At 69.7% G+C, this 22,136-nt stretch carries 20 protein-coding genes and 2 tRNA genes; 18 read left to right on the forward strand and 4 right to left on the reverse strand.

What is annotated here, in order from left to right:
* Nucleotides 1–129: 129 nt before the first annotated feature.
* From OG194_RS31305 to OG194_RS31330, 6 genes are all read left to right on the forward strand, one after another.
* Complete coding sequence (locus OG194_RS31305; protein WP_327404132.1) at nt 130–1,347, forward strand: glycosyltransferase family 2 protein; 1,218 nt, start codon at nt 130–132, stop codon at nt 1,345–1,347.
* A 190-nt stretch (nt 1,348–1,537) separates the two neighbouring features.
* Complete coding sequence (gene proB / locus OG194_RS31310; RefSeq protein WP_327407265.1) at nt 1,538–2,644, forward strand: glutamate 5-kinase; 1,107 nt, start codon at nt 1,538–1,540, stop codon at nt 2,642–2,644.
* A gap of 215 nt (nt 2,645–2,859) precedes the next feature.
* Nucleotides 2,860–3,318, forward strand: coding sequence for a hypothetical protein (locus OG194_RS31315; protein WP_327407266.1), 459 nt, complete (start codon nt 2,860–2,862; stop codon nt 3,316–3,318).
* Between the two features lie 129 nt (nt 3,319–3,447).
* Nucleotides 3,448–4,734, forward strand: a complete 1,287-nt coding sequence (locus OG194_RS31320) for a glutamate-5-semialdehyde dehydrogenase (protein WP_266856657.1) — start codon at nt 3,448–3,450, stop codon at nt 4,732–4,734.
* Nucleotides 4,735–4,854: 120 nt separating this feature from the next.
* Nucleotides 4,855–5,436, forward strand: a complete 582-nt coding sequence (locus tag OG194_RS31325; RefSeq protein ID WP_327404133.1) for an SCO2584 family spore wall biosynthesis protein — start codon at nt 4,855–4,857, stop codon at nt 5,434–5,436.
* A gap of 89 nt (nt 5,437–5,525) precedes the next feature.
* Nucleotides 5,526–6,614, forward strand: coding sequence for an SCO2583 family membrane protein (locus OG194_RS31330; RefSeq protein WP_327404134.1), 1,089 nt, complete (start codon nt 5,526–5,528; stop codon nt 6,612–6,614).
* 249 nt (nt 6,615–6,863) lie between these two features.
* On the opposite strand, the gene OG194_RS31335 is transcribed toward OG194_RS31330, so the two are convergent.
* Nucleotides 6,864–7,994: a M48 family metallopeptidase gene (locus OG194_RS31335; protein ID WP_327404135.1), complete on the reverse strand. Its 1,131-nt coding sequence runs from the start codon at nt 7,992–7,994 to the stop codon at nt 6,864–6,866.
* Between the two features lie 101 nt (nt 7,995–8,095).
* Between OG194_RS31335 and OG194_RS31340 the strand changes: the two genes are divergently transcribed.
* From OG194_RS31340 to OG194_RS31370, 7 genes are all read left to right on the forward strand, one after another.
* Nucleotides 8,096–8,257, forward strand: a complete 162-nt coding sequence (locus OG194_RS31340) for a hypothetical protein (protein ID WP_327404136.1) — start codon at nt 8,096–8,098, stop codon at nt 8,255–8,257.
* A 154-nt stretch (nt 8,258–8,411) separates the two neighbouring features.
* Nucleotides 8,412–8,573, forward strand: coding sequence for a hypothetical protein (locus OG194_RS31345; protein WP_019063258.1), 162 nt, complete (start codon nt 8,412–8,414; stop codon nt 8,571–8,573).
* Nucleotides 8,574–8,641: 68 nt separating this feature from the next.
* Nucleotides 8,642–9,331: a nicotinate-nucleotide adenylyltransferase gene (gene nadD, locus OG194_RS31350; protein ID WP_026151393.1), complete on the forward strand. Its 690-nt coding sequence runs from the start codon at nt 8,642–8,644 to the stop codon at nt 9,329–9,331.
* A 16-nt stretch (nt 9,332–9,347) separates the two neighbouring features.
* Nucleotides 9,348–11,075 (forward strand): LCP family protein, encoded by a 1,728-nt coding sequence (locus tag OG194_RS31355; RefSeq protein WP_327404137.1) that lies wholly within the window; start codon nt 9,348–9,350, stop codon nt 11,073–11,075.
* A 153-nt stretch (nt 11,076–11,228) separates the two neighbouring features.
* The gene (rsfS, locus tag OG194_RS31360) at nt 11,229–11,672 is read left to right on the forward strand and encodes a ribosome silencing factor (RefSeq protein ID WP_327404138.1); all 444 of its coding nucleotides are present in this window, start codon (nt 11,229–11,231) and stop codon (nt 11,670–11,672) included.
* Nucleotides 11,669–12,334 carry a histidine phosphatase family protein gene (locus OG194_RS31365; protein ID WP_327404139.1) on the forward strand — a complete coding sequence of 222 codons (666 nt, stop codon included), beginning with the start codon at nt 11,669–11,671 and terminating at the stop codon, nt 12,332–12,334. Before rsfS ends, OG194_RS31365 begins: the two co-directional genes overlap by 4 nt.
* Nucleotides 12,335–12,427: 93 nt before the next feature.
* Nucleotides 12,428–12,500 (forward strand) — tRNA-Ala (locus tag OG194_RS31370).
* A gap of 70 nt (nt 12,501–12,570) precedes the next feature.
* Here the strand turns inward: OG194_RS31370 and OG194_RS31375 are convergent.
* Nucleotides 12,571–13,416 carry a helix-turn-helix transcriptional regulator gene (locus OG194_RS31375; protein ID WP_327404140.1) on the reverse strand — a complete coding sequence of 282 codons (846 nt, stop codon included), beginning with the start codon at nt 13,414–13,416 and terminating at the stop codon, nt 12,571–12,573.
* Nucleotides 13,417–13,624: 208 nt separating this feature from the next.
* Between OG194_RS31375 and OG194_RS31380 the strand changes: the two genes are divergently transcribed.
* From OG194_RS31380 to OG194_RS31395, 4 genes are all read left to right on the forward strand, one after another.
* Nucleotides 13,625–15,001: an MFS transporter gene (locus OG194_RS31380; RefSeq protein ID WP_327407267.1), complete on the forward strand. Its 1,377-nt coding sequence runs from the start codon at nt 13,625–13,627 to the stop codon at nt 14,999–15,001.
* Nucleotides 15,002–15,069: 68 nt separating this feature from the next.
* The gene (locus OG194_RS31385) at nt 15,070–15,243 is read left to right on the forward strand and encodes a hypothetical protein (RefSeq protein ID WP_327404141.1); all 174 of its coding nucleotides are present in this window, start codon (nt 15,070–15,072) and stop codon (nt 15,241–15,243) included.
* Nucleotides 15,244–15,246: 3 nt separating this feature from the next.
* Nucleotides 15,247–15,480 carry a hypothetical protein gene (locus OG194_RS31390; RefSeq protein WP_003976229.1) on the forward strand — a complete coding sequence of 78 codons (234 nt, stop codon included), beginning with the start codon at nt 15,247–15,249 and terminating at the stop codon, nt 15,478–15,480.
* Between the two features lie 133 nt (nt 15,481–15,613).
* A tRNA-Ala gene (locus OG194_RS31395) sits at nt 15,614–15,686 on the forward strand.
* Nucleotides 15,687–15,809: 123 nt separating this feature from the next.
* On the opposite strand, the gene OG194_RS31400 is transcribed toward OG194_RS31395, so the two are convergent.
* Together OG194_RS31400 and OG194_RS31405 are read right to left on the reverse strand one after the other, a co-directional pair.
* Entirely contained in the window at nt 15,810–17,423 is a 1,614-nt protein-coding gene (locus OG194_RS31400) for an NADH-ubiquinone oxidoreductase-F iron-sulfur binding region domain-containing protein (RefSeq protein WP_327404142.1), read from the reverse strand.
* Nucleotides 17,420–18,739: a cytochrome b/b6 domain-containing protein gene (locus tag OG194_RS31405; protein ID WP_327404143.1), complete on the reverse strand. Its 1,320-nt coding sequence runs from the start codon at nt 18,737–18,739 to the stop codon at nt 17,420–17,422. Before OG194_RS31405 ends, OG194_RS31400 begins: the two co-directional genes overlap by 4 nt.
* A gap of 444 nt (nt 18,740–19,183) precedes the next feature.
* Between OG194_RS31405 and leuS the strand changes: the two genes are divergently transcribed.
* Nucleotides 19,184–22,072: a leucine--tRNA ligase gene (gene leuS, locus OG194_RS31410; protein ID WP_327404144.1), complete on the forward strand. Its 2,889-nt coding sequence runs from the start codon at nt 19,184–19,186 to the stop codon at nt 22,070–22,072.
* Nucleotides 22,073–22,136: the final 64 nt, after the last annotated feature.

Raw genomic sequence — 22,136 nt, forward strand, 5'->3', positions numbered from 1 at the left:
GATCCTCAAAAACCGGGCTCTTTTGCGTACCCCCTGCTGACGGAGGACAACCGATCGACGCGGTCGGCCGTCTTGTAGATGGCGCTTCAGCAGATGCGGGGGAAACACTCCATGGACAAAGGGGAACGCGTGACCGTGACGCAGCCTGATGTGACCGTGGTCGTCGGGGCGTACGAGGCGATGCCGTACCTGGTCGAGTGCCTGCGCTCGGTCGAGGCGCAGACGCTGGACGCGGCCCGCATCGAGGTCATCGCTGTGGACGACGGTTCGACGGACGGCACGGGGGAGTACCTGGAGGAGTTCGCGGCCCGCGCCGCGACCCACGTCACGGTGATCCACCAGGAGAACTCCGGCGGCCCCAGCTCCCCGCGCAACGTCGGCCTCGGCAAGGCGAGCGGGCGCTACGTCTTCTTCCTCGACGCCGACGACCGGCTCGCCCCCGAGGCGCTGGAGCGCATGGTCGCGATGGCCGACCGCAACGGCACGGACGTGGTGCTCGGCAAGGTCGAGGGCATCAACCGGGTCCCGCCCAAGGCGGCGTGGGTCGAGACGCTGGAGCGCACCGACGTCTTCCACTCCAACATCAAGTTCACGCTGAGCGCCCAGAAGCTGTTCCGGCGGGCGCTGTTGGAGCGGCACAGCATGCGGTTCGACGAGTCGCTGTTCACCGGCGAGGACGCGCTGTTCACGATGGAGGCGTATCTCCGGGCCGACGGGGTCTCGGTCATCGCTGACCACACCTGCTACTACCTGGTGGGCCGGGACGACGGCAAACACGTGACGAAGAGCGGGAGTTACACCCTGCGCTTCGACTCCGCGCGGGCGTTGATGAACCTCATCGCGGAGATGGTCCCGCCGGGGGTGGAGCGCGACAAGCTCATGCTCCGCCCCTTCCTGGTCACCCTGCTCCCGCAGTTCGGCCCGAAGTACGTGGCGGACAGTGAGCAGGTCCGACGCCACAAGTTCGAGTTGGCCAAGCCGCTGATGGGCGCCCACTGGACGCCCGAGGTGGCCCTCCGCCTCAAGGTCGACGAGCGGCTGCGACTGCATCTGGTGGCTGAGGAACGCCCCGAACTCCTGCTGGACGTGGCCGAGTTCATCAAGTCGAAGAAGCGCCCCGATGCGGTGATGGAGAGGCGGGGGCGGCGGGTTTACCTGGCGTATCCGTACTTCCGCTCCGGGGACGCGGGGCTGCCTGACTCCCTCTACCTTGCGGAGCCGCGGGAGGCGCGTGCGGTGGAGGGGTACCGGGAGGGGGGAGCGAGTGTGTTCTTGCGTCGGGTGGCGCGGAAAGTACGTCGGGTGCGGGTGCGTCGTGGCTGGTCGCGCAGTTCCCCGCGCCCCTAAAAGACACGGGTCGGCCTGCGTTTTTTAAGGGGCGCGGGGAACTGCGCGACCAGCCCCCATCGGCCCGCACCCGGAACTCGACCCATCTGTCCGAGACCTGGACCAACGTGCACAGGGCAACCCGGTTCGCGTAGATTGCCAGCCCGATCTACCCGAGGGGACATCGCACGTGGCAGGGGCAAGGCAGGCCGTGACCGAGGCCCGCAGGATCGTCGTCAAGGTGGGTTCCTCCTCGCTGACCACCGCGGCCGGCGGCCTGGACGCCGACCGGGTCGACGCGCTCGTCGACGTCCTCGCCAAGAGCCGCAGCGGGGGAGAGAAAGAGGTCGTCCTCGTCTCCTCCGGTGCCATCGCCGCCGGACTCGCCCCGCTCGGACTGCGCCGCCGCCCCAAGGACCTGGCCCGGCAGCAGGCCGCCGCCAGCGTGGGACAGGGCCTCCTCGTGGCGCGCTACACCGCGTCCTTCGCCCGGTACAGCATCCGTGTCGGACAGGTGCTGCTCACCTCCGACGACATGAGCCGCCGCTCCCACCACCGCAACGCCTCCCGCACTCTCGACAAACTCCTGGCCATGGGTGCCCTCCCGATCGTCAACGAGAACGACACCGTCGCCACGGACGAGATCCGCTTCGGCGACAACGACCGGCTCGCCGCCCTCGTCGCCCACCTCGTCCACGCCGACCTGCTGGTCCTCCTCTCCGACATCGACGGCGTCTACGACGGCGACCCCAGCAAGCCGGGCACCTCGCGGATCGCGGAAATCCGGGGGCCCGCCGACCTCGCGCACGTCGACATCGGCAGCGCGGGCAAGGCCGGCGTCGGCACCGGCGGCATGGTCACCAAGGTCGAGGCCGCGCGGATCGCCGCCGCCGCCGGCATCCCCGTCGTGCTGACCAGCGCGGTCCACGCGACCGACGCGCTGAACGGTGGCGACACGGGGACGTACTTCCACGCCACCGGGAAGCGGTCCGCGGACCGGCTGCTCTGGCTCCAGCACGCGTCCACGCCCCAGGGCTCGTTGACGCTCGACGACGGTGCCGTGCGCGCGGTCGTCCAGCGCCGGATGTCGCTGCTGCCGGCCGGAATCGCCGCCGTCGAGGGCGAGTTCAGCGCGGGCGACCCCGTCGAACTCAGGGACGGCGAAGGGCACGCGGTCGCCCGGGGGCTCGTCAACTTCGACGCCAAGGAGATCCCCCAGCTGATCGGCCGCTCCACCAGGGAACTGGCGCGGGAGCTGGGGCCGTCGTACGAGAGGGAAGTCGTCCACAGGGACGACCTGGTGATCCTGCACCCGTAGAACCCGTAGAACCGGTAACCCGTAGAACAACCGAACCGTCCGCCACGGGCCCGCGGTCGAAAAGAGCGGGAACGCCCATCCCGGGTGCCAGCCGTGAGGTGGACCTTCCGCAAAAGCGCCACGCGGACGGCTTCGGCCTGCTCAACTTTGCTCAGGGACACATCTGCGCGAGCACAGCAGCTCGCCCCTTGCGTAAGGAGGCCGTCGTGAGACGAGTGCGCCCTGGGGCGGCGGCGTCCCGCGGTGGTGCCGGCTCCCGCGCGCCCGGCGAGGAACGCACGCTGACGAGCGTCGCGGCCGGCGCCCGGTACGAGGGCGGGGAACCCAAGGACCTGCCCCGGCTGTGGCATGTCACCCTCAGCGTCTCCGGCGGCGAGGCCCCGCTGAAGGAGGTACGGCGCGGTCTGGAACAACTCGCCCACGACCACCCCTTTCTGCTGACCAGCCGCTACGCCAACGACCACGCGGAGATCCGCTACTGGGAAGAGGCCCGCGACCTGCACGACGCGGCCGCCGTGGCGCTCCGCCTGTGGGGCGAGCACCGCCAGACCGCGAAGCTGCCGCCGTGGGAGATCGTCGGCCTGGAGGTCATCGACCGCGAGACCTACCACCAGCGCATCTCCGAGGGCTACGGCCCGCTGCCCGCGACCCCGGTGGGCGTACATCCGTACTAAGACCCTCAGGGACGCCTTCAGGGATGACCTTCCTGGATTCGTTTTGAGTCGACTGCGGGTCCTTCCGCGCTCGTCTCGCGGTGTGGGATAGCCGGTGGACGCCCTTGCCGGGCGCACTACCCTTCCCTCATGACCACGCTCTCGCCGTACGACTCCCTGTCCCCGGTCACGCAGGCCGCGTACCGCGCCAAGTCCGCCGCCGCCGACCTCGCGCCGCTGCCGCGCGCCGAGAAGGACGACGCGCTGCTCGCCATCGCGGACGCGCTGGAGGTCCGTACGAGCGAGATCGTCGAGGCCAACGCCAAGGACATCGCCAAGGCCCGCGCGGCCGGCACCAGCGAGACGGTCATCGACCGGCTGACGCTCACGCCCGAGCGCGTGCGCGCCATCGCCTCGGACGTGCGGGACGTCGTCGCGCTGCCCGACCCGGTCGGCGAGGTCGTCCGCGGCTCGACCCTCCCGAACGGCATCGACCTGCGCCAGGTCCGCGTCCCCCTCGGCGTCGTCGGCATCATCTACGAGGCCCGCCCGAACGTGACCGTGGACGCCGCCGCCCTGTGCCTGAAGTCCGGCAACGCGGTGCTGCTGCGCGGCTCGGCCTCCGCCTACGAGTCCAACACCGCCCTCGTGCGCGTCATCCGCGACGCCGTCGGCGGCGCCGGACTGCCCGCCGACGCCGTGCAGTTGGTGCCCGGCGAGAACCGCGAGAGCGTGCGCGAACTGATGCGCGCCCGGGGTCTCGTCGATGTCCTGATTCCCCGCGGCGGCGCCTCCCTGATCCAGACCGTCGTCAACGAGTCGACCGTCCCCGTGATCGAGACCGGCGTCGGCAACTGCCACGTCTACGTCGACGCGGACGCCGACCTCGACATGGCGATCGACATCCTGATCAACTCCAAGGCCCAGCGGCCCAGCGTCTGCAACGCCGCCGAGACCCTCCTCGTCCACCAGGACATCGCCCCCGAGTTCCTGCCGCGCGCCCTGGACGCCCTCGCCGAGGCGGGCGTCACCGTGCACGCCGACGAGCGCGTGCTCGCCTACGCCAAGGACTCCGAGGCCACGGTCGTCGAGGCCACCCCGGAGGACTGGGACACCGAGTACCTCTCCTACGACATCGCCGCCGCCGTCGTCGACTCGCTCGACAAGGCCGTCCAGCACATCCGGCTGTGGAGCTCCGGCCACACCGAGGCGATCGTCACCAGCTCGCAGCAGGCCGCCCGCCGCTTCACCCAGCTGGTCGACTCCACCACCGTCGCGGTCAACGCCTCGACGCGCTTCACGGACGGCAGCCAGTTCGGCTTCGGCGCGGAGATCGGCATCTCCACCCAGAAGCTGCACGCGCGGGGCCCGATGGGCCTGCCGGAGCTGACGAGCACCAAGTACATCGTCACGGGCGACGGGCACATCCGCCGCTGAGGCCCCGCTGTTCGGCATATGCGGTGGGCATAACGGCTCGTCGGGGGAGAGGCGTCTCACCCAACGGATGAATTTCCCTACCGCCTGCCCAAATTGACCCCCCAGGTCTACTCTGGAGAGGTGCCGGAGGACGTGGGGGGCAGGCCGTTTCCCGACGGCTGGGAGCCCGACGACGACCACGACCGCGGAATGTCGGACGAAGAGTTCGCATCCGTGGTCTTCGACGAGGCCTTCATACGGGCGGCCGTGGTACACGAGCCGACCGCTGTCGAGCGCCTCTTGGCCGCCGCGCAGGCAAGAGCCGAGGCCTCCGAGGCCGAAGCCCGCCGCGCGCAGCACGGCAGACGCGGACGAGGCGACGACGATCCGTTCGAGGACGCCTACGGACGCGAATTCGGCCATGATCCGGAACTCGACGACCTGGACGACCCTGATGTCGTCGAGGGCCGCTACGGCGCCCCGGGGACCTACGGCAAACAGGTCCGCTGGCACCGCCCCGTCGCCTGGCTCCTCGCCCTCGTGATGGGCATTGGCATGGTCGCCCTGGCTTTCTCGGCGGTCTACCGCGGCGCCTCCTCGGGCGGCAGGGACCGCGTACCGCCCCCGGCGTCCACCGGAGTGGAACAGGGCACGGCGGCGGCCCCCTCCGCTTCCGCCGACAACTCCCAGCCACCGCTGTCCGCCGTACCGCGCACGCCCTGAGCGAGTTGTGAGGGGCCCGGTGAGAACCTGTCAGAACTTGTCGTGTACCAGGGCGTTTACCTGAGGCTCCAGAGACCTACTCTGAAAGTATGGGCGGTCCAGGAGACCCACCTGAGGGCACGCCCGAGGGCGCTCCCGGTGGTGGTGAGGACGAGTACCGATCCGTCGTCTTCGACGAGTCGTTCGTCCGCGCTGCCCGTCTCCAGGAGTTCTCCGCGCAGGAGCGCCTCGCCGACCACGCCCCCGCCGTCCGCCGCCGCCCGGCCCTGCGCCGCGGTCTCTCCCGCCAGGCCCTGATCCTGGTCATGCTGATCGCCGTCGCCTTCGGCACCGCGATCTACATGGGCGTACGTCACCCTTACACGACCCCCACGGCCCAGCAGCCCGTCGAGCCGCTGCGGATGACCGTCATCCCGCTGTCCCCCCAGGGCAAGGTGCCGGGGGCGGCCGACGCCGAGGACCTCTACGCGCACAGCCCCGCCGCGCAGTTCAGCGTCGGCGCCGAGGGCGTACCGCTGCCGGCCGCGCGGCGCACCGCGCACTTCTCGGACAGCCAGGTCATCGCCGCCCTGAGCACCGCCAAGGACTACCTCGTGGAGTCCTCGCTCTACCCGGCGGTCCTCACCGGCGGACAGATCCGCCCAGCGCGCGTCCTCGTCGACCCGGACCAACTCGACCAGTTCGACCAGAGTTTCGAGCACCCGACCGCCGACGGCCGGCACGAGCCCACCGGATGGCTGGTTCGCTTCGACCCCTCACGCGTCCAGCTCGCCGACCGCAAGATCCGCGTCCAGGGCACCCTGGCGGCCACCGAGATCGACTCGTCCACCCTCGAAGTCACCGCCGACGGAATCTTCGTCTACGCGCTACGGCCCACCGGCACGACGGCCTCGGCCGGCTCCGGCGAGCAGGCCCAGGTGTCCCTGTTCACCGTCCGCCGCGAACTGCACTTCCGCTTCGACCGCGACGACCTGCGCATGCACCAGGCCCAGCTCGTCGTCTCCTACGTCCAGGCGGGGCCCCTGTCCTGCGCCGAGGACTCCGTGACCCACCTGCGCCCCCTGCTCGCCGGCCAGACCGCGAAGGCGGGCGGCCCGGCAGGCACGGACCCGTACGCGACGGGCAGCGCGACGGCACTGTGCGGATCACTGGCCACGGGCGCGCAGCCGAAGGTGTGAGTTTCGTTATTTTCGGCTCCGGGGACGGTGTCCCCGGAAATGGGCTTCCCGGGTGGGGCGGCTTCGCACGCGGGACGGCTTTCCGGGTGGGGTGGTGTCCCGGATGGGCGGCAAGGTTTGGGCGTGAGTTCGGGCAGGCCGCGTGGCCGTGGTTGCGGGTGAGCGCGATGCACCCGGACCGGCCGCGCGGTCGGCCGGGGTGCACCCGGACCGACCGCGCAGGCGTTCTCCGAGGTGGGGCTGTGCGGGTCAGTTCCCGTCGCGCGGCGGTGTGTCGTCCGTGGGCGGCTGCTCCGTGCCGTTGGCCGAGCCCGACGGCGGCTCGTTCTGCGGGGTCGAGCTCGCGAAGCCGCCGAAGCCGCGCCGCACCCGCCCGCCGAGGTCGCCCGCGCCGCCGGCGAAGTCGCTGACCAGCTTCATCAGCGGGTCCTTGGAGTTCTTGACGTTGCTGGCGTAGCTCGCCGCCGACTCGCGGAACGAGTCCGAGACCGAGGTGTCCTTGTCCTCGCTGCGCCGCGGGTAGTGGCCGTCCATGATCCGCTGGTAGTCGCGGGACTCGGCCCACTTGTTCAGCTCGGCCGCCCGCACGGTGGTGAACGGGTGGGAGCGGGGCAGCACGTTCAGGATCTTCAGCACCGAGTCGCGCAGGTCACCGCCCGACTCGAACTCCTCGGCCTGCTTGAGGAACGCGTCCACGTTCATCTCGTGCAGGTGGTTGCCGCCCGCGATCTTCATCAGGCCGCGCATCGAGGCCCGCAGGTCCTGGCCGACCAGCAGACCCGCGCGGTCGGCGGACAGCTCCGACTTGCGGAACCACTCGCGCAGCGCCGTCACGATCGCCAGGATCGCGAGGTTGCCCAGCGGGATCCAGGCGACCTTCAGGGCGAGGCTGGTCAGGAACAGCAGGATCGTGCGGTACACGGAGTGGCCGGACAGCGCGTGGCCCACCTCGTGGCCGACGACCGCCCGCATCTCCTCCTCGTCGAGCAGCTCGACCAGGCCGGTGGTGACGACGATGATCGGCTCGTCCAGGCCGATGCACATCGCGTTGGGCTGCGGGTCCTGGTTGACGTACATCGGCGGGACCTTCTCCAGGTCCAGGATGTAACAGGCGTCCCGCAGCATGTCGTTGAGGTGCGCGAACTGCTGGTCCGACACGCGCACCGAGTCGGACAGGAACAGCAGCCGCAGACTGCGCTCGGGCAGCAGCCCGCTGAGTGCCTTGAACACCGTGTCGAACCCGGTCAGCTTGCGCAGCGCCACCAGGGCGGAGCGATCGGCCGGGTGCTCGTAGGCACGCGAGGAGATCCCCTCGAAGCGCCTGCGCTGCCTGCTCGGTACGTTCTCGTGCCCGTTCTGCTCGTGGCCGTCTTCGGACATGTGGTCCCCCATGTGCGTGTGAGTGCCCTGAGTGCCCCCGAAGCAGAGCCCAGCCTAGGCGGAGATACCGTGGACGGGCAGTACAGCGAAGGAGTCAACGCATGGAGCCCCATTCCGCAGCCGCCTGGCTCGCAGAGGCCGCGAACGCCGCCCCCCGGCAAGGGTCGGGGGACCTGCTCAAGGTCGTACTGATCGTCATGTTCTTCGGCTGCATCCTGACCGCGTGGTTCCTGCTGCGCGGGTACAAACAGAAGGACGACTGAGACGCCCGTCGAGTTCCCTGTCGGACCCCAGATCGTGTTCCGGTCGGCTGCCCGTCGGCTTCCAATGGCGGAGTCGGCGTGATCGTCGCCGGGGTGCCCGATTACCATGGGCCGACATCTTTATCCCGCCCACACCGGATAGGTTCTGCTGAAGATGAGCTTCCACGGCACTGCTGCCCAGTTGGTCACTCTTGCCGCCGAGGGGGAGGGCGGGGGCAACCATGAGAGCCTCCAGCCGATCATCACCGGTGGCGGCGCTTTTCTGCTCCTGATGCTCCTGCTGTGGATCACCACCCGCTTCAACCGCGACCGCTAGGGTCTGTCCGTTTCTGTCCGCTGGACGGGTCTCGGGGCCTTCACACCGGGCCGGTAGGGTCTGCACGCATGGGAGAGCAGGACATGCCTACCGGTCCGGCGAACGACACGACGCGCGGCACGGAGATCCGAATGGCGAACGGCCCGCGCAACAACGGCCCGTCGAACCCCGGCAAGCGCCGTCTCGGCGTCATGGGCGGAACGTTCGACCCGATCCACCACGGGCACCTCGTGGCGGCCAGTGAGGTCGCCGCGCAGTTCCACCTGGACGAGGTGATCTTCGTCCCGACCGGTCAGCCGTGGCAGAAGACCGACCGCAAGGTGGCCCTGGCCGAGGACCGCTACCTGATGACGGTCATCGCGACCGCCGAGAACCCCCAGTTCTCGGTGAGCCGTATCGACATCGACCGCGGCGGCCCCACCTACACCACGGACACCCTGCGTGACCTGCGGGCGCTCAACCCCGACGCGGACCTCTTCTTCATCACCGGCGCCGACGCCCTCGGCGCGATCCTGACCTGGCGGGACGCGGAGGAGCTGTTCTCCCTCGCGCACTTCATCGGGGTCACCCGCCCCGGCCACACGCTGACCGACCCGGGTCTCCCGGAGGGCGGCGTCTCGCTGATCGAGGTTCCCGCGCTGGCCATCTCCTCAACAGACTGCCGTGCGAGAGTCGCGAAGGGAGATCCCGTCTGGTACCTGGTGCCCGACGGAGTCGTGCGCTATATCGACAAGCGCGAGCTGTACCGCGGCGAGTGAGCCGAGAGGGGCACCGGTGAACGACCGATACGACGCCGGGTACGGCGGCGACCAGTACGAACTCGTCGGCTACGACGAGTACAACCAGCCTGTCTACCGGCAGGTCCCGGCCCAGCAGACCCAACAGCCCCCGCAGCAGCAGCCGTACGACCCGTACGGGCAGCAGCAGCAACAGGGCTACGCCTACGACCCGTATGCGACCGGCACCCAGCAGCAGCCGTCCCAGTACGACACGGGCGCCCAGCAGCCCGGCACTCCTTACGACACGGGCCGGCAGGCACCCCAGTCCGGCTACGACCCCTACGCCACCGGGACGACGACGGCCTACGACCCCTACGGGCAGACCGCGAGCAGCGGACAGCAGCCCCGGGTCGCCGAGCAGACCGCCTACATCCCGCAGCAGTCCGGTCCGGCCGAGGACACGGAAGCCGAAGCCCCGAAGGCCCCGGACACGGGTGAACGGGACTACCGCACCGAGCAGTTCGCCTTCGTGGAGGAGCCGACCGACGACTCCGAGGACGTCATCGACTGGCTGAACTTCACCGAGAACCGCACCGAGCGCCGCGAGGAGGCCAAGCGCCGCGCCCGCGGCCGCATGGTCGCCCTCGTCGTGGCCCTCGCGCTGGTCGTGTCCGGCGGTGTCGGCTACCTCTGGTACGCCGGGAAGCTCCCCGGGGTGTCCTCCTCCGCCGCGAAGTCGGGCACCACGACGGCCACCGGTGCCCAGAACCGCGACGTGATCGTCGTCCACCTGCACAACACCGCGAAGGGCGGTACCTCTTCGGTGCTGCTCGTCGACAACACCACCCTGAAGCAGGGCACCACCGTGCTGCTGCCCAACTCCCTCGCCCTCACGGACGACGACGGCAACACGACGACGCTGGCCAAGTCGGTCGGCGACGACGGCACCTCCGGGACCGTCGACCAGCTCAACACGGTCCTCGGCACCGACATCGAGGGCACCTGGCGGCTGGACACCCCCTACCTCCAGAACCTGGTCGACCTCGTCGGCAACATCGACCTCGACACCAACGCCGACGTGCCCGACCCGGACGCGACGAAGAAGAACGCCGCGCCGCTCGTCCACAAGGGCAAGGACCAGACCCTCAGCGGCAAGATGGCCGTCGCCTACGCCACCTACCGCGCCTCCGGCGAGGCCCAGAACGCCCAGCTGGAGCGGTTCGGCCAGGTCATGCAGGGCGTGCTGCGCCAGCTGACCTCCGACCCGACGGCGGCGACCACCACCGTGCAGACCCTGGCCCAGATCCTGGACCCGCCGCTCACCGACAAGGACCTCGGCACCTTCCTCGCCAAGCTCGCCGACCTCGCCAAGAGCGGCGACTACAAGACGGCCCTGCTGCCCGTCCAGAACGACGGCACCCTGACCGCGCAGGCCTCCGCCAGCGTCGTCAAGGACATCCTGGGCGGCACCGCGAAGAGCCCCGACGAGGGTTCGGCGGTCCGGGTCGCCGTCCAGAACGCCACCGGCGTCAAGGACGACACCGAGAAGGCCCGTGTCGTGCTCCTCAACGGCGGCTTCACCTTCCTGGAGGCCGGCACGGCGTCCGGGACCTCGGCCACGTCCAAGATCACGTACTCCGACGCGGCCGACAAGGAGAACGCCACCGAGGTCGCCAAGACCCTGGGCCTGCCCACCAGCACCGTGACCAAGGGCACAGTCGCCGCGAACGCCGATGTCTCGGTGGTCCTCGGAGCGGACTACAAGCCGTCGTCGCCATCGTGACGGCGGCGTAGCGGTTGGGTGACGGAGCATGCCCCGGAGGCCGGAGCCGGTGTCCGGACCGGCGTCAGGGGCATGATCCGTTATTCACGTGGGGCGCCGTCCGCGGTCCGTGAGACCCTTGAGGTCTGTTGACCGCCGACCGAAAGCCGCGTAGTGACCGCCACTGACCGCTCCATCGAGCTCATCTCCGCCGCCGCCCAGGCGGCCGCCGACAAGCTCGCGCACGACATCATCGCCTACGACGTCAGCGATGTGCTGTCGATCACGGACGCCTTCCTGCTGGCCTCCGCTCCCAACGACCGTCAGGTCAAGTCGATCGTCGACGAGATCGAGGAGCGGCTGGGCAAGGAACTCGGCGCCAAGCCGGTGCGCCGTGAGGGCGACCGCGACGCCCGCTGGATCCTGCTCGACTACGTCGACATCGTCGTCCACGTCCAGCACAGCGAGGAGCGTGTCTTCTACGCCCTGGAGCGGCTGTGGAAGGACTGCCCCGAGCTGGATCTCCCCGCCGAGGCCAAGGCCACCCGCGGCAAGGCTGCCGAGCACGCCAAGCTGCGCGCCGAGGAGGACGCCTCCGAGTTCGGGGAGGTGCGGTGACCGCCGGGGCCGACGGCCGCAAGGCGGGCCGGGGCCGACGCGTCATCCTGTGGCGGCACGGCCAGACCGCGTGGAACGTGGAGCGCCGCTTCCAGGGCACCACGGACGTCGAGCTCACCGAGACGGGCATCGGCCAGGCCCGCCGCGCGGCCCGGCTGCTGGCCTCCCTCAAGCCGGACGCGATCGTCGCCTCCGACCTGAAGCGGGCGGCGAACACGGCCGCCGAACTGGCCGTCCTCACCGACCTCGACGTCACCCACGACGAGGGCCTGCGGGAGACCTACGCGGGCGTCTGGCAGGGGCTGACGCACGAGGAGATCATCGCCCGCCACGGCGACGAGTACGCCGCGTGGAAGCGCGGGGAGCCGGTGCGCCGCGGCGGCGGCGAGCTGGAGAGCGAGGTCGCCGACCGGGCCGCCCCCGTCGTGCTGCGGCACGCCGAGAAGCTGCCCGAGGACGGCACCCTCGTGGTGGTCAGCCACGGCGGCACGATCCGCACCACCATCGGGCGTCTCCTCGGTCTGGAGTCCCAGCACTGGGAGAGTCTCGGCGGCCTCTCCAACTGCTGCTGGTCCGTGCTCGGCGAGGGCGCCCGCGGCTGGCGCCTGCTGGAACACAACGCCGGCACGCTCCCGGAACCGGTGCTCGGCGACGACGACTGAGCGGCCCTCCAGGGCCCCGACCCCGGATTTCACTTTCCGGCAGGTCGCAGGCTAAAGTTCTTCTTGTTCGCCCGCCGAGCGGGAAGAACACACGGGGCTATAGCTCAGTTGGTAGAGCGCCTGCATGGCATGCAGGAGGTCAGGAGTTCAATTCTCCTTAGCTCCACAGATCGACACTCTTGAGTTGTCAAGGATCGAGAGTCGTCCACGATCGAATCGATGAGATCCCATCCCTTTCAGGGGTGGGATCTTTTCGTCGCTGTCAGCGCCTCCGCGCGGAGCCGAGTCTCCTCGTCGGCCGGGGTGTAGACCACGATCCGGCACTCCGGCATGCCGTTCACCGACAACGACACCGACGTCATCCGCATCTCGCCCACCTCCGCGTGCCGGAAGGTCTTCACCCGCCGCCCCGGCTCCGCCACGTCCCCGCTCCTCCACAGCCGCGCGAAGAGCGGACTGGCCGCCGACAGCCCGCGTATGAACTCCTCCCAGACGGGCTCGCCGGTATGCACCCCGTAGGCCGAGCGCAGCGTCGCCACCATCACCGGCAGCTCCGTCTCCCGGTACAGCAGCGGGCACTCCTCCTCCGGCACCGTGAACAGCTTCCACAGCGCGTTCGGCATCGGGCCCGGCGGCAGCGGCTCCAGCCAGAACACCGTCCGGTAGGGGGAGTTGGTGGCGAGGATGTCGTACCGCGAGTTGTAGACCACCGCCGGGCGCGGCTCCAGGGCGTCGAGGATGCCCTGGATCTCCGGCCCCACCGACTGCACCATCGCCTCCGGAGGATGCGCGTACGGCACCTCGGCCAGGTGGTACAGATGCTCCCGCTCCGGCGCGTCGAGCCGGAGCGTGCGCGCCACGGCGTCCAGCACCTGCGCGGAGGCGTTGATCGGGCGCCCCTGTTCGAGCCACGTGTACCAGGTGACGCCCACTCCGGAGAGCTGCGCGACCTCCTCGCGGCGCAGTCCCGGCGTACGGCGTCGGAAGCCCGGCGGCATGCCGACGTCGTGCGGTGTCACCCGGGCGCGCCTGCTGCGCAGAAACGCGGCCAGCTCGGGCCGGCGGCGCTGTGTCGTCCCCATCCCCATCGTCACATCCCCCATACTCGACGCCCGACCTGGTCCCTGCCAGGTGCTGCCGGTACCAGCATCAGCGGGCTCTCGGCACCCGTACCGGAATGCCCCCACGCTCGACCGCATGACGACATCACCCCGTACGGAACCGGATTCCGCACCCGTTCCAACTCCTGCCACCAGTAAAGACCCCGGCACTGACAATCGCCGTGGGCCGATGCTCGCGGTGCTGCTCGCGGCCCTGTTCATGGCGCTGCTCGACGTGTTCATCGTGAACGTCGCCGCCCCCACCATCGGCACCGAACTCCGGGCTTCCGGCGCCGACTTGCAGCTGGTGATCGCCGGCTACACCATCACGTACTCGGTGCTGCTGATCACCGGCGCCCGGCTCGGCGACCGGCTCGGTCACGCCCGGGTCCACCTCGCCGGGCTCGCCCTCTTCACCGCCGCCTCGCTCGCCTGCGGCCTGGCCCAGGGCTCGACCGAGCTGATCGTGTTCCGCCTGATCCAGGGTTCCGGCTCGGCGCTGATGATTCCTCAGGTGCTGAGCCTGATCCAGCGGCACTTCGTCGGCGAGGCCCGGATGCGGGCGCTCGGCGTCTACTCGGCGGTCATCGCCGTCGGCGCCGCGGCCGGGCAGATTCTGGGCGGGGTCCTCGTCAGCGCCGACCTGTTCGGCACGAGCTGGCGGCCGGTGTTCCTCGTCAACGTGCCCGTGGGCGTCGTACTCCTGTTCCTCGGCAGGCGCGTGCTGCCGAGGGACGCCGGGGCGGAGCCGGAGCGCGCGCGGGCCTTCGACGTGCCGGGTCTTGTGCTGCTCGCCTCGGCGGTCTCGCTGCTGACGGTGCCGCTGGTGCTGGGGCAGGAGGAGGGCTGGCCGCTGTGGTCCTGGCTCTCGCTGATCGCGGCGGCCGTCCTCTTCGCGTCGTTCTGCGTGTACGAGTCCCGGCTCGCCCGGCGCGGGGGAGCCCCGCTGATCGCACCACGTGTGTTGCGTCACCCGGGCATGGGTCTCGCCGTCTTCCGGATCCTGGCGGTCATGGCCATCAACGCCGGTTTCCTGTTCGCGCTCACCCTGCACGTCCAGGGCGGCCTCGGGTTCAGCGCGCTGCGCGCCGGTCTCACCTTCGCGCCGACGGCGGTCGTCTTCGGGGCGGTCGGGCTGACCTGGCGCAGGTGGCCGGCGGCCTGGCAGCGGGCGCTGACCCCGCTCGGATTCCTGATCACGATCCCGGCCGTCGCGGGAGTCGGCCTGGCGTTCGAAGGCGGCGACCGCGGCGGGGCCGTACTGTACGTGGCGTACGTCGGCGTGGGGGCCGGGCTCGCGCTCGCCTTCAGTCCGACGCTGACCCGGGCCCTCGCGACCGTGCGGCCCGAGGACGCGGCGGACGCCAGCGGTCTGCTGTCCACGGTCGCGCAGCTGGGTCAGCTGATCGGGGTCGCGGTTTTCGGCACACTGTTCTTGAACCGGCTTGAGTCACTTGGGGCCCCGGGGGCGTATACCTCTGCGGAGGCGCTTTTGGCGTGCATGTTCGCGCTGGCGGGGACGGCCGCGGTGGGTGCCGTGTCCGGACTGGTACTGAGGCGTCGCTGACCGTATTGGTCCGGCCGTGGCAGAATCAAACGGCCGGAGGGGGCGCGGCCCGACGGGAGGGAGTAGCGATGCCTGCGAACATCATCGAGGAGGTCGACCACCTCTTCGATGCGGCGTTGATACGGGATACGATCACCCGCCTGAGCTGCCCTTCCTGCGGTTCCGCCCACGTGGCCCAAGTCCTCGGTGACAACGGCGGAGTTTCCTACGTGTGCACGGCCTGCGGCCACAGCTGGAGCTGATCGATGGGTGCACACAGGCGAAAGTGCGACTGGTGCGGCAGTGGGACGCCGATCGTCCGTGACATGGAACCGGTGAATCCCGACTACCAGTACTGGTGCGAGGAGTGCGCGCGGGCGCTGATCATAAAAGGCGATCCGATCGAGACGTACCGCGAACTCGAGGGCGAGCCGATCTATGGTCGACTCCTGGAAGAGCACTGCACGTTGAAACGGTTCTATTCCTTCGTCACCGCTTGACCCCGGCCGGGACCCCGCGAGGAGGTCCCGGCGATGACGGTCACGATCACGGGGACGGAAACGATTTGGTGGTCCACCGGGTCCACCGGTAATGTTTGCGTCGCAGCCGGGGAGACCTGGCAGCACACCGCGCGGGGCTATAGCTCAGTTGGTAGAGCGCCTGCATGGCATGCAGGAGGTCAGGAGTTCAATTCTCCTTAGCTCCACAGAAATCGAAGGCGGGTCATCCCACAGGATGACCCGCCTTCGGTGTGTTCAGGGGGAGTTGGCGCCGTTCACGGAACAGCGGGCCGCCCTCTTCTTAAGAAGGCGGCCCGCTGTTCGTGTGCTCAGCGGCCCAGAGCCCGCCGGCCGCGGCCCTGGGAGAGGACCGGCAGGTTGCGGGACGGGCCCTTGTCCCGCGCGGTCTCCTCCTCCAGGCGCAGGGCGAGCGCCGGGCAACGGCGCACCGCGCGGAGCGCCTTCGCCTCCGCGTACCGCGGCACCTGGGCCTGCGCGACGGTGGGGAATCCGTCCGCGCCGAGTTCGAAGACCTCCGGGAGGATGTCCGCGCACAGACCGTGGCCCCGGCACAGCGTCCAGTCGACGTAGATCTTCTGACGGCTGGGACCGCTCTCCTCGGCCTCCGCGCCGCTCGTGATGCCCGCCGGGAGCTGGCCGCCCTCGAAGAGCGGCAGAACGCCCTCCACGGGCCTTCCGCAGCCGTTTCCGAGGACGTGGGCGGCGAGGTCGTCCGTGAACGCCTTGATGGTCGACTCCAGGAACATCGCGGAGCCGTCCGGGTGTGAGCACGCGCCGCGCCGCTTCACGGCCTTGGCGACCTGCTTGAGCGCCTCCAGGGCGGCAGGGCCGCCGCCGTTGAGGATGTCCTCCATGCCGCGCGCGGCGGCGGGCAGACCGAGGTAGCAGGGACCGCACTGTCCCGCGCTCTCGTCGGCCAGCCACTGGGCCACGCGCAGTGACTCGCCCAGCGGGCAGGTCTCCTGGGTGATCGGCATGATGGCGCCCGCGCCGAGCGCACCGCCCACCGCGTCCAGGGAGTTGCGGGAGACGATCGCCTCGTTGACCGTCGCCGCGTCGATCCACTTGCCGTGGTAACCGCCCGTCAGCACACCCTGGGGGACCGGCGGGGCACCGGCCAACTGAAGGACGTAGCGCAGCGGTACACCCGTGGGGACCTCGATCACCATCGGGCGCGCGACCGCCCCGGAGACCGTGAGCATGACGGTGCCGGGCTCGTCGTAGAGGCCGGTGTTGCCGTAGCGCTCGGGGCCGATGCGGGCGGCGATGGCGAGTTGGGCGAAGGTCTCGGCGTTCGAGAGCAGGGTGGGGACGCCGCCGACGCCGTTCTGGGAGGCGCTGACCTTGCGGCCGGGCGGGACCGCCGGGCCGCCGTCGATCGAGCGGATCAGCGACGCGGCGGCACCGGTGACCATGCGGACCGGGTTGCGCTGGACGAACGCCTTCAGCGCCGAACGGCGGGTGTTGCTCAGACCGCGTTCCGAGAGCGCGGCCTCCATGGAGCGTTGCGTCGACTCACGGGTGACCCCCACCACGAGCGTGCGGGCACCCAGGGCCTCGGCGACCAGGAGGGCGCCGTCCAGGATGAGGTGCGGGGCACGGTTGATGAGCACCGTGTCCTTGCGGCAGGCCGGCTCGTCCTCGCTGCCGTTGACGACGACGACCGGTCGTACACCGCGTTTGATCGCCGCTTCGGCGACCGACCGCAGCTTCTTGTGGAAGGGGAAGCCCGCGCCGCCGCGGCCCTTCAGGTTGATGGCCTCGGAGAGCTTCGCGAGCTGCTCCCCGCCCATCGGTTCGAGCGGTCCGTGCACCTTCAGGTGCATGGGCAGGTCGAGTCTCTCGACAAGGTCGAAGCCTGACGTGAGCTGCGGAAGCCCGACCACGCGGACTTCTGGGACGTCGGGCAGGGCCTCGTTCACCTATAGCCTCCGGAAGGCGTGTTCCAAGGTTCGCCCGAGCCGCCCTGCGCGTCGAAGTCGTACGAAGCGTTGGGCGTTTGATCAGTGGCGGGACCGCTGTTGTACGTGTCATTGGGGTTGTACGTACCGGAGGCGCCGTTCGACTCACCGGTGTCGTACACGTATCCCTCGCCGTAGCCGCCAGCGCCCGAATTGTTGTTGTACGTAGGGATGTTGTACCCGGTGTCCTGGAGCGGGTCGTACGCCGACGGGGGCGCCTCGCCGACTGGCGGCGGTGACGGGACCGGCCAGCTGCCGGAGGTGCTGCCGCCGTTGTCCGCGCGCGGGACCGCCTGCGTGTTCTGCATGTCCATCGGCATGTTCATGCGCGAGGTCTGGTCGGTGACGAACGGCATCTGACCGGTGGACGGGTCGGCGGTGCGGTAGGCGGCCGCGAAGTCGTTCTTGGCCGTCTCCGGGGTCATCGACCGCGTCTCGTACGCGGTGTTGGGGTCCACGCGCGGCATCGACCCGGTCTCGGTGAACGAGGGCTGCGCGGGGCGCCGGCTCTCGCGCTTCTCGTAGCCCGACAGCCCGGACTCGGACACCCGGCCGCGGCTCGCGTCGAGTTCGTCGAGACCCGGCCGCTCCTCGTTGCCCAGGAGCATGGCGACCTTGTTGGCGAACTTGCGCTTGAACGGGCGCGGCGCCGAGCGCAGGGCGAGGGCCGCGGCGACCCCGACCAGGCACAGCTCGTACGAGATCATGAAGAACGGCTTCGCCGCGCGGCCCGCGAACAGGCCGTGGACCAGGGCCGCGCACCAGGCCGGGTAGGCCAGCATGTGCATCGCGCGCCAGCGGGCGGCGACCGGCGCGGGGGACGCGAACTGGTTGCGCAGGGCGCCGGTGATGCCCACGAAGATCATCAGCAGGCCGCCGAGCGAGCCGAGGCCGATGAGCCCGGCGCTGCCCTTCACGCCGAGGCTGAAGGGGATCAGCGCGGCGATCAGGACGGTGTGGTCGAGCGCCAGCTTGACCGTGATGTGCACCACGAGGAACGCGATCGAGCCGACGGCGGTCACCCGGTGGATGCCCTGCGCCACGATCCGCTGGCGGATGTTGAGGATGACCCGGTCCTGGGCGACGAGCCCCCAGATCACCGAGCAGGAGAGGGAGACGAGCGAGAGAACACCCGCACCGAAGTTGAGGAAGTCCTGTACCTGGCTGCCTCCGGCCAGCACGAACACGGGTATGAAGATCAGGACGACGAGGCTCACCACGCCATAGGCCGAGCGGCCCGGCTTGGGGAGCGAACTGGTACTACGACGAGCGTTCATGGGGGCAACTCCGAGCAGTATCGGGAAAGCGGTCCCGCTGCCGAACTCTAAGTGGCTCCATACCGGTGGGTACGAGGTTTGAGTTATTGCGTTGTTATCAAACGACAATGCGCTTGCTGTGATGTCCCGTAGTGGGTGGTACGCGAAGGTAATCCTTGAACCGGGGTCAGTCCACGCCGGTGTGGACAGGGTGCCAAGGGTGATACGGAAGCGCGTCGCGTTGTGCTCAAGGGCTGCGGTACTCTGACGCCATGCGTGCCGTACGCCTTCTGCTTAGCGAGCCGCGCTGATCAGTCCCGACCACCGGTGACGGTGAGGTCGGAATCAGCGCGGCGTCCCCTCCTGTGCGAGGGGATTTTTCATTTGCTGGACGTCACATGGTGGATGTCACAGCCTGAAATGTCGCAGCCGCTGGCAGAGACGATCGATGGAGCTTTGAGGATCATGAGCGAGACGAACCCCGCTGCCGCCGCCGAGGTGGTCGCCCCGCACCGCTACACGGCCGCGATGGCCGCGGACATCGAAGCACGCTGGCAGGACTTCTGGGATGCCGAGGGCACCTACGAGGCGCCGAACCCGACCGGTGACCTGGCCGGCGACCCCGAACTGGCCGCCCGCCCCAAGAAGTTCATCATGGACATGTTCCCGTACCCCTCCGGTACGGGCCTGCACGTGGGCCACCCCCTGGGCTACATCGCCACCGACGTGTTCGCCCGGTTCCAGCGGATGACCGGCCACAACGTGCTGCACACGCTGGGCTTCGACGCCTTCGGCCTGCCCGCCGAGCAGCACGCCGTCCAGACCGGCGAGCACCCCAGGATCACCACCCTGGCCGCCATCACCAACATGAAGTCCCAGCTGCGCGCGCTGGGCCTGGGCCACGACAAGCGCCGGTCGTTCGCCACGATCGACCCCGAGTACTACAAGTGGACCCAGTGGATCTTCGTCCAGATCTTCAACTCCTGGTACGACGACGAGGCCGACAAGGCCCGCCCGATCGCCGAGCTGATCGCCCAGTTCGAGACCGGTGAGCGTGCCGTACCGGGGCACACGCGCGCGTGGCCCGACCTGAGCGCCACCGAACGTGCCGACGTCCTGGGCGAGTTCCGCCTGGCCTACGCCTCCGAAGCGCCCGTCAACTGGTGCCCCGGCCTGGGCACCGTCCTGGCCAACGAGGAGGTCACCGCCGACGGCCGCTCCGAGCGCGGCAACTTCCCCGTCTTCAAGGCCAAGCTGCGCCAGTGGAACATGCGCATCACCGCCTACGCCGACCGGTTGCTGGCGGACCTGGAGGAGCTGGACTGGCCCGAGGCCATCAAGCTGCAGCAGCGCAACTGGATCGGCCGTTCCGAGGGCGCCCGCGTCGACTTCCCCGTGGACGGCGAGAACATCACCGTCTTCACCACCCGCCCCGACACCCTGTTCGGCGCGACCTACATGGTGCTGGCGCCCGAACACCCGCTGGTCGACACGGTCACGCCGGTCGCCTGGCCCGAGGGCACGCGCGACGCGTGGACCGGGGGGCACGCCACCCCGGCGGAGGCCGTCGCCGCGTACCGCGCGCAGGCCGGCACCAAGTCCGACGTGGAGCGGCAGACCGAGGCCAAGGAGAAGACCGGCGTCTTCACCGGCGCGTTCGCGACCAACCCGGCCAACGGCGAGCGGCTGCCCGTCTTCATCGCCGACTACGTACTGATGGGCTACGGCACCGGCGCGATCATGGCCGTCCCGGCGGGCGACCAGCGCGACTTCGACTTCGCGCGCGCCTTCGAGCTGCCGATCACCTGCATCGTCGAGCCGACCGACGGCCGCGGGACGGACACGTCCACGTGGGAGGACGCCTTCGGGTCCTACGACGCGAAGATCATCAACTCCTCGAACGACGACATCTCCCTGGACGGCCTGCCCGTCGCCGAGGCCAAGGCCCGCATCACGGAGTGGCTGGCCCGCAAGGGCATCGGCGAGGGCACCGTCAACTTCCGCCTGCGCGACTGGCTGTTCAGCCGCCAGCGCTACTGGGGCGAGCCCTTCCCGATCGTCTACGACGAGGACGGCATCGCGCACTCGCTGCCCGAGTCGATGCTGCCCCTGGAGCTGCCGGAGGTCGAGGACTACTCGCCGCGCACCTTCGACCCGGACGACGCGGACACGTCTCCGGAGACGCCCCTGTCCCGCAACGAGGACTGGGTCGCCGTCACCCTGGACCTGGGCGACGGCCGAGGCCCCCAGAAGTACCGCCGCGAGACCAACACCATGCCGAACTGGGCCGGTTCCTGCTGGTACGAACTGCGCTACCTGGACCCGCACAACGACCAGAAGCTGGTCGACCCGGCCATCGAGCAGTACTGGATGGGCCCCCGCGCGGGCATGCCGCACGGCGGCGTCGACCTGTACGTCGGCGGCGCCGAGCACGCCGTACTGCACCTGCTGTACGCGCGCTTCTGGTCCAAGGTGCTGTTCGACCTGGGGCACATCTCGTCCCCGGAGCCGTTCCACAAGCTGTTCAACCAGGGCATGATCCAGGCCTACGTCTACCGGGACAGCCGGGGCTTCCCGGTGCCGGCCGCCGAGGTCGAGGAGCTGGGCGGCGAGTACTACCACCAGGGCGAGAAGGTCTCCCGGCTGCTGGGCAAGATGGGCAAGTCCCTGAAGAACGCGGTCACTCCGGACGAGATCTGCGACGAGTACGGCGCCGACACCCTGCGCCTGTACGAGATGGCCATGGGCCCGCTGGACGTGTCCCGGCCGTGGGACACGCGCGCGGTGGTGGGCCAGTACCGGCTGCTGCAGCGGCTGTGGCGCAACGTCGTCGACGAGACGACCGGTGAGGTCACGGTCGTCGACACCGAGGACGCCGACATCGACGTGGACACGCTGCGTGCCCTGCACAAGGCGATCGACGGGGTGCGCCAGGACCTGGCGGGCCTGCGGTTCAACACGGCGATCGCCAAGGTCACCGAGCTGAACAACTACCTGACCAAGGCGGGCGGCGCCCTGCCGCGCTCGGTCGCCGAGTCACTGGTACTGCTGATCGCGCCGCTGGCCCCGCACGTCGCCGAGGAACTGTGGCGCAAGCTGGGCCGCACCGACACGGTCGTCCACCAGGACTTCCCGGTCGCCGACCCGGCGTACGTCGTGGACGAGAGTGTGACCTGCGTCGTGCAGATCAAGGGCAAGGTCAAGGCGCGCCTGGAGGTGTCCCCGACGATCTCCGACGCCGAACTGGAGAAGGTCGCGCTGGCCGACGAGAAGGTCGTCGCCGCGCTGGGCGGCGCGGGCATCCGCAAGGTCATCGTGCGGGCGCCGAAGCTGGTGAACATCGTTCCGGCGTAGTTCTGTGCAGCTCTTCGACGGCGTCGGGGCGGCTGCCTCGGGGTAGTCCCCTACGGGCAGGTCC

This window comes from Streptomyces sp. NBC_01288, assembly GCF_035982055.1.
Classification (GTDB): domain Bacteria; phylum Actinomycetota; class Actinomycetes; order Streptomycetales; family Streptomycetaceae; genus Streptomyces.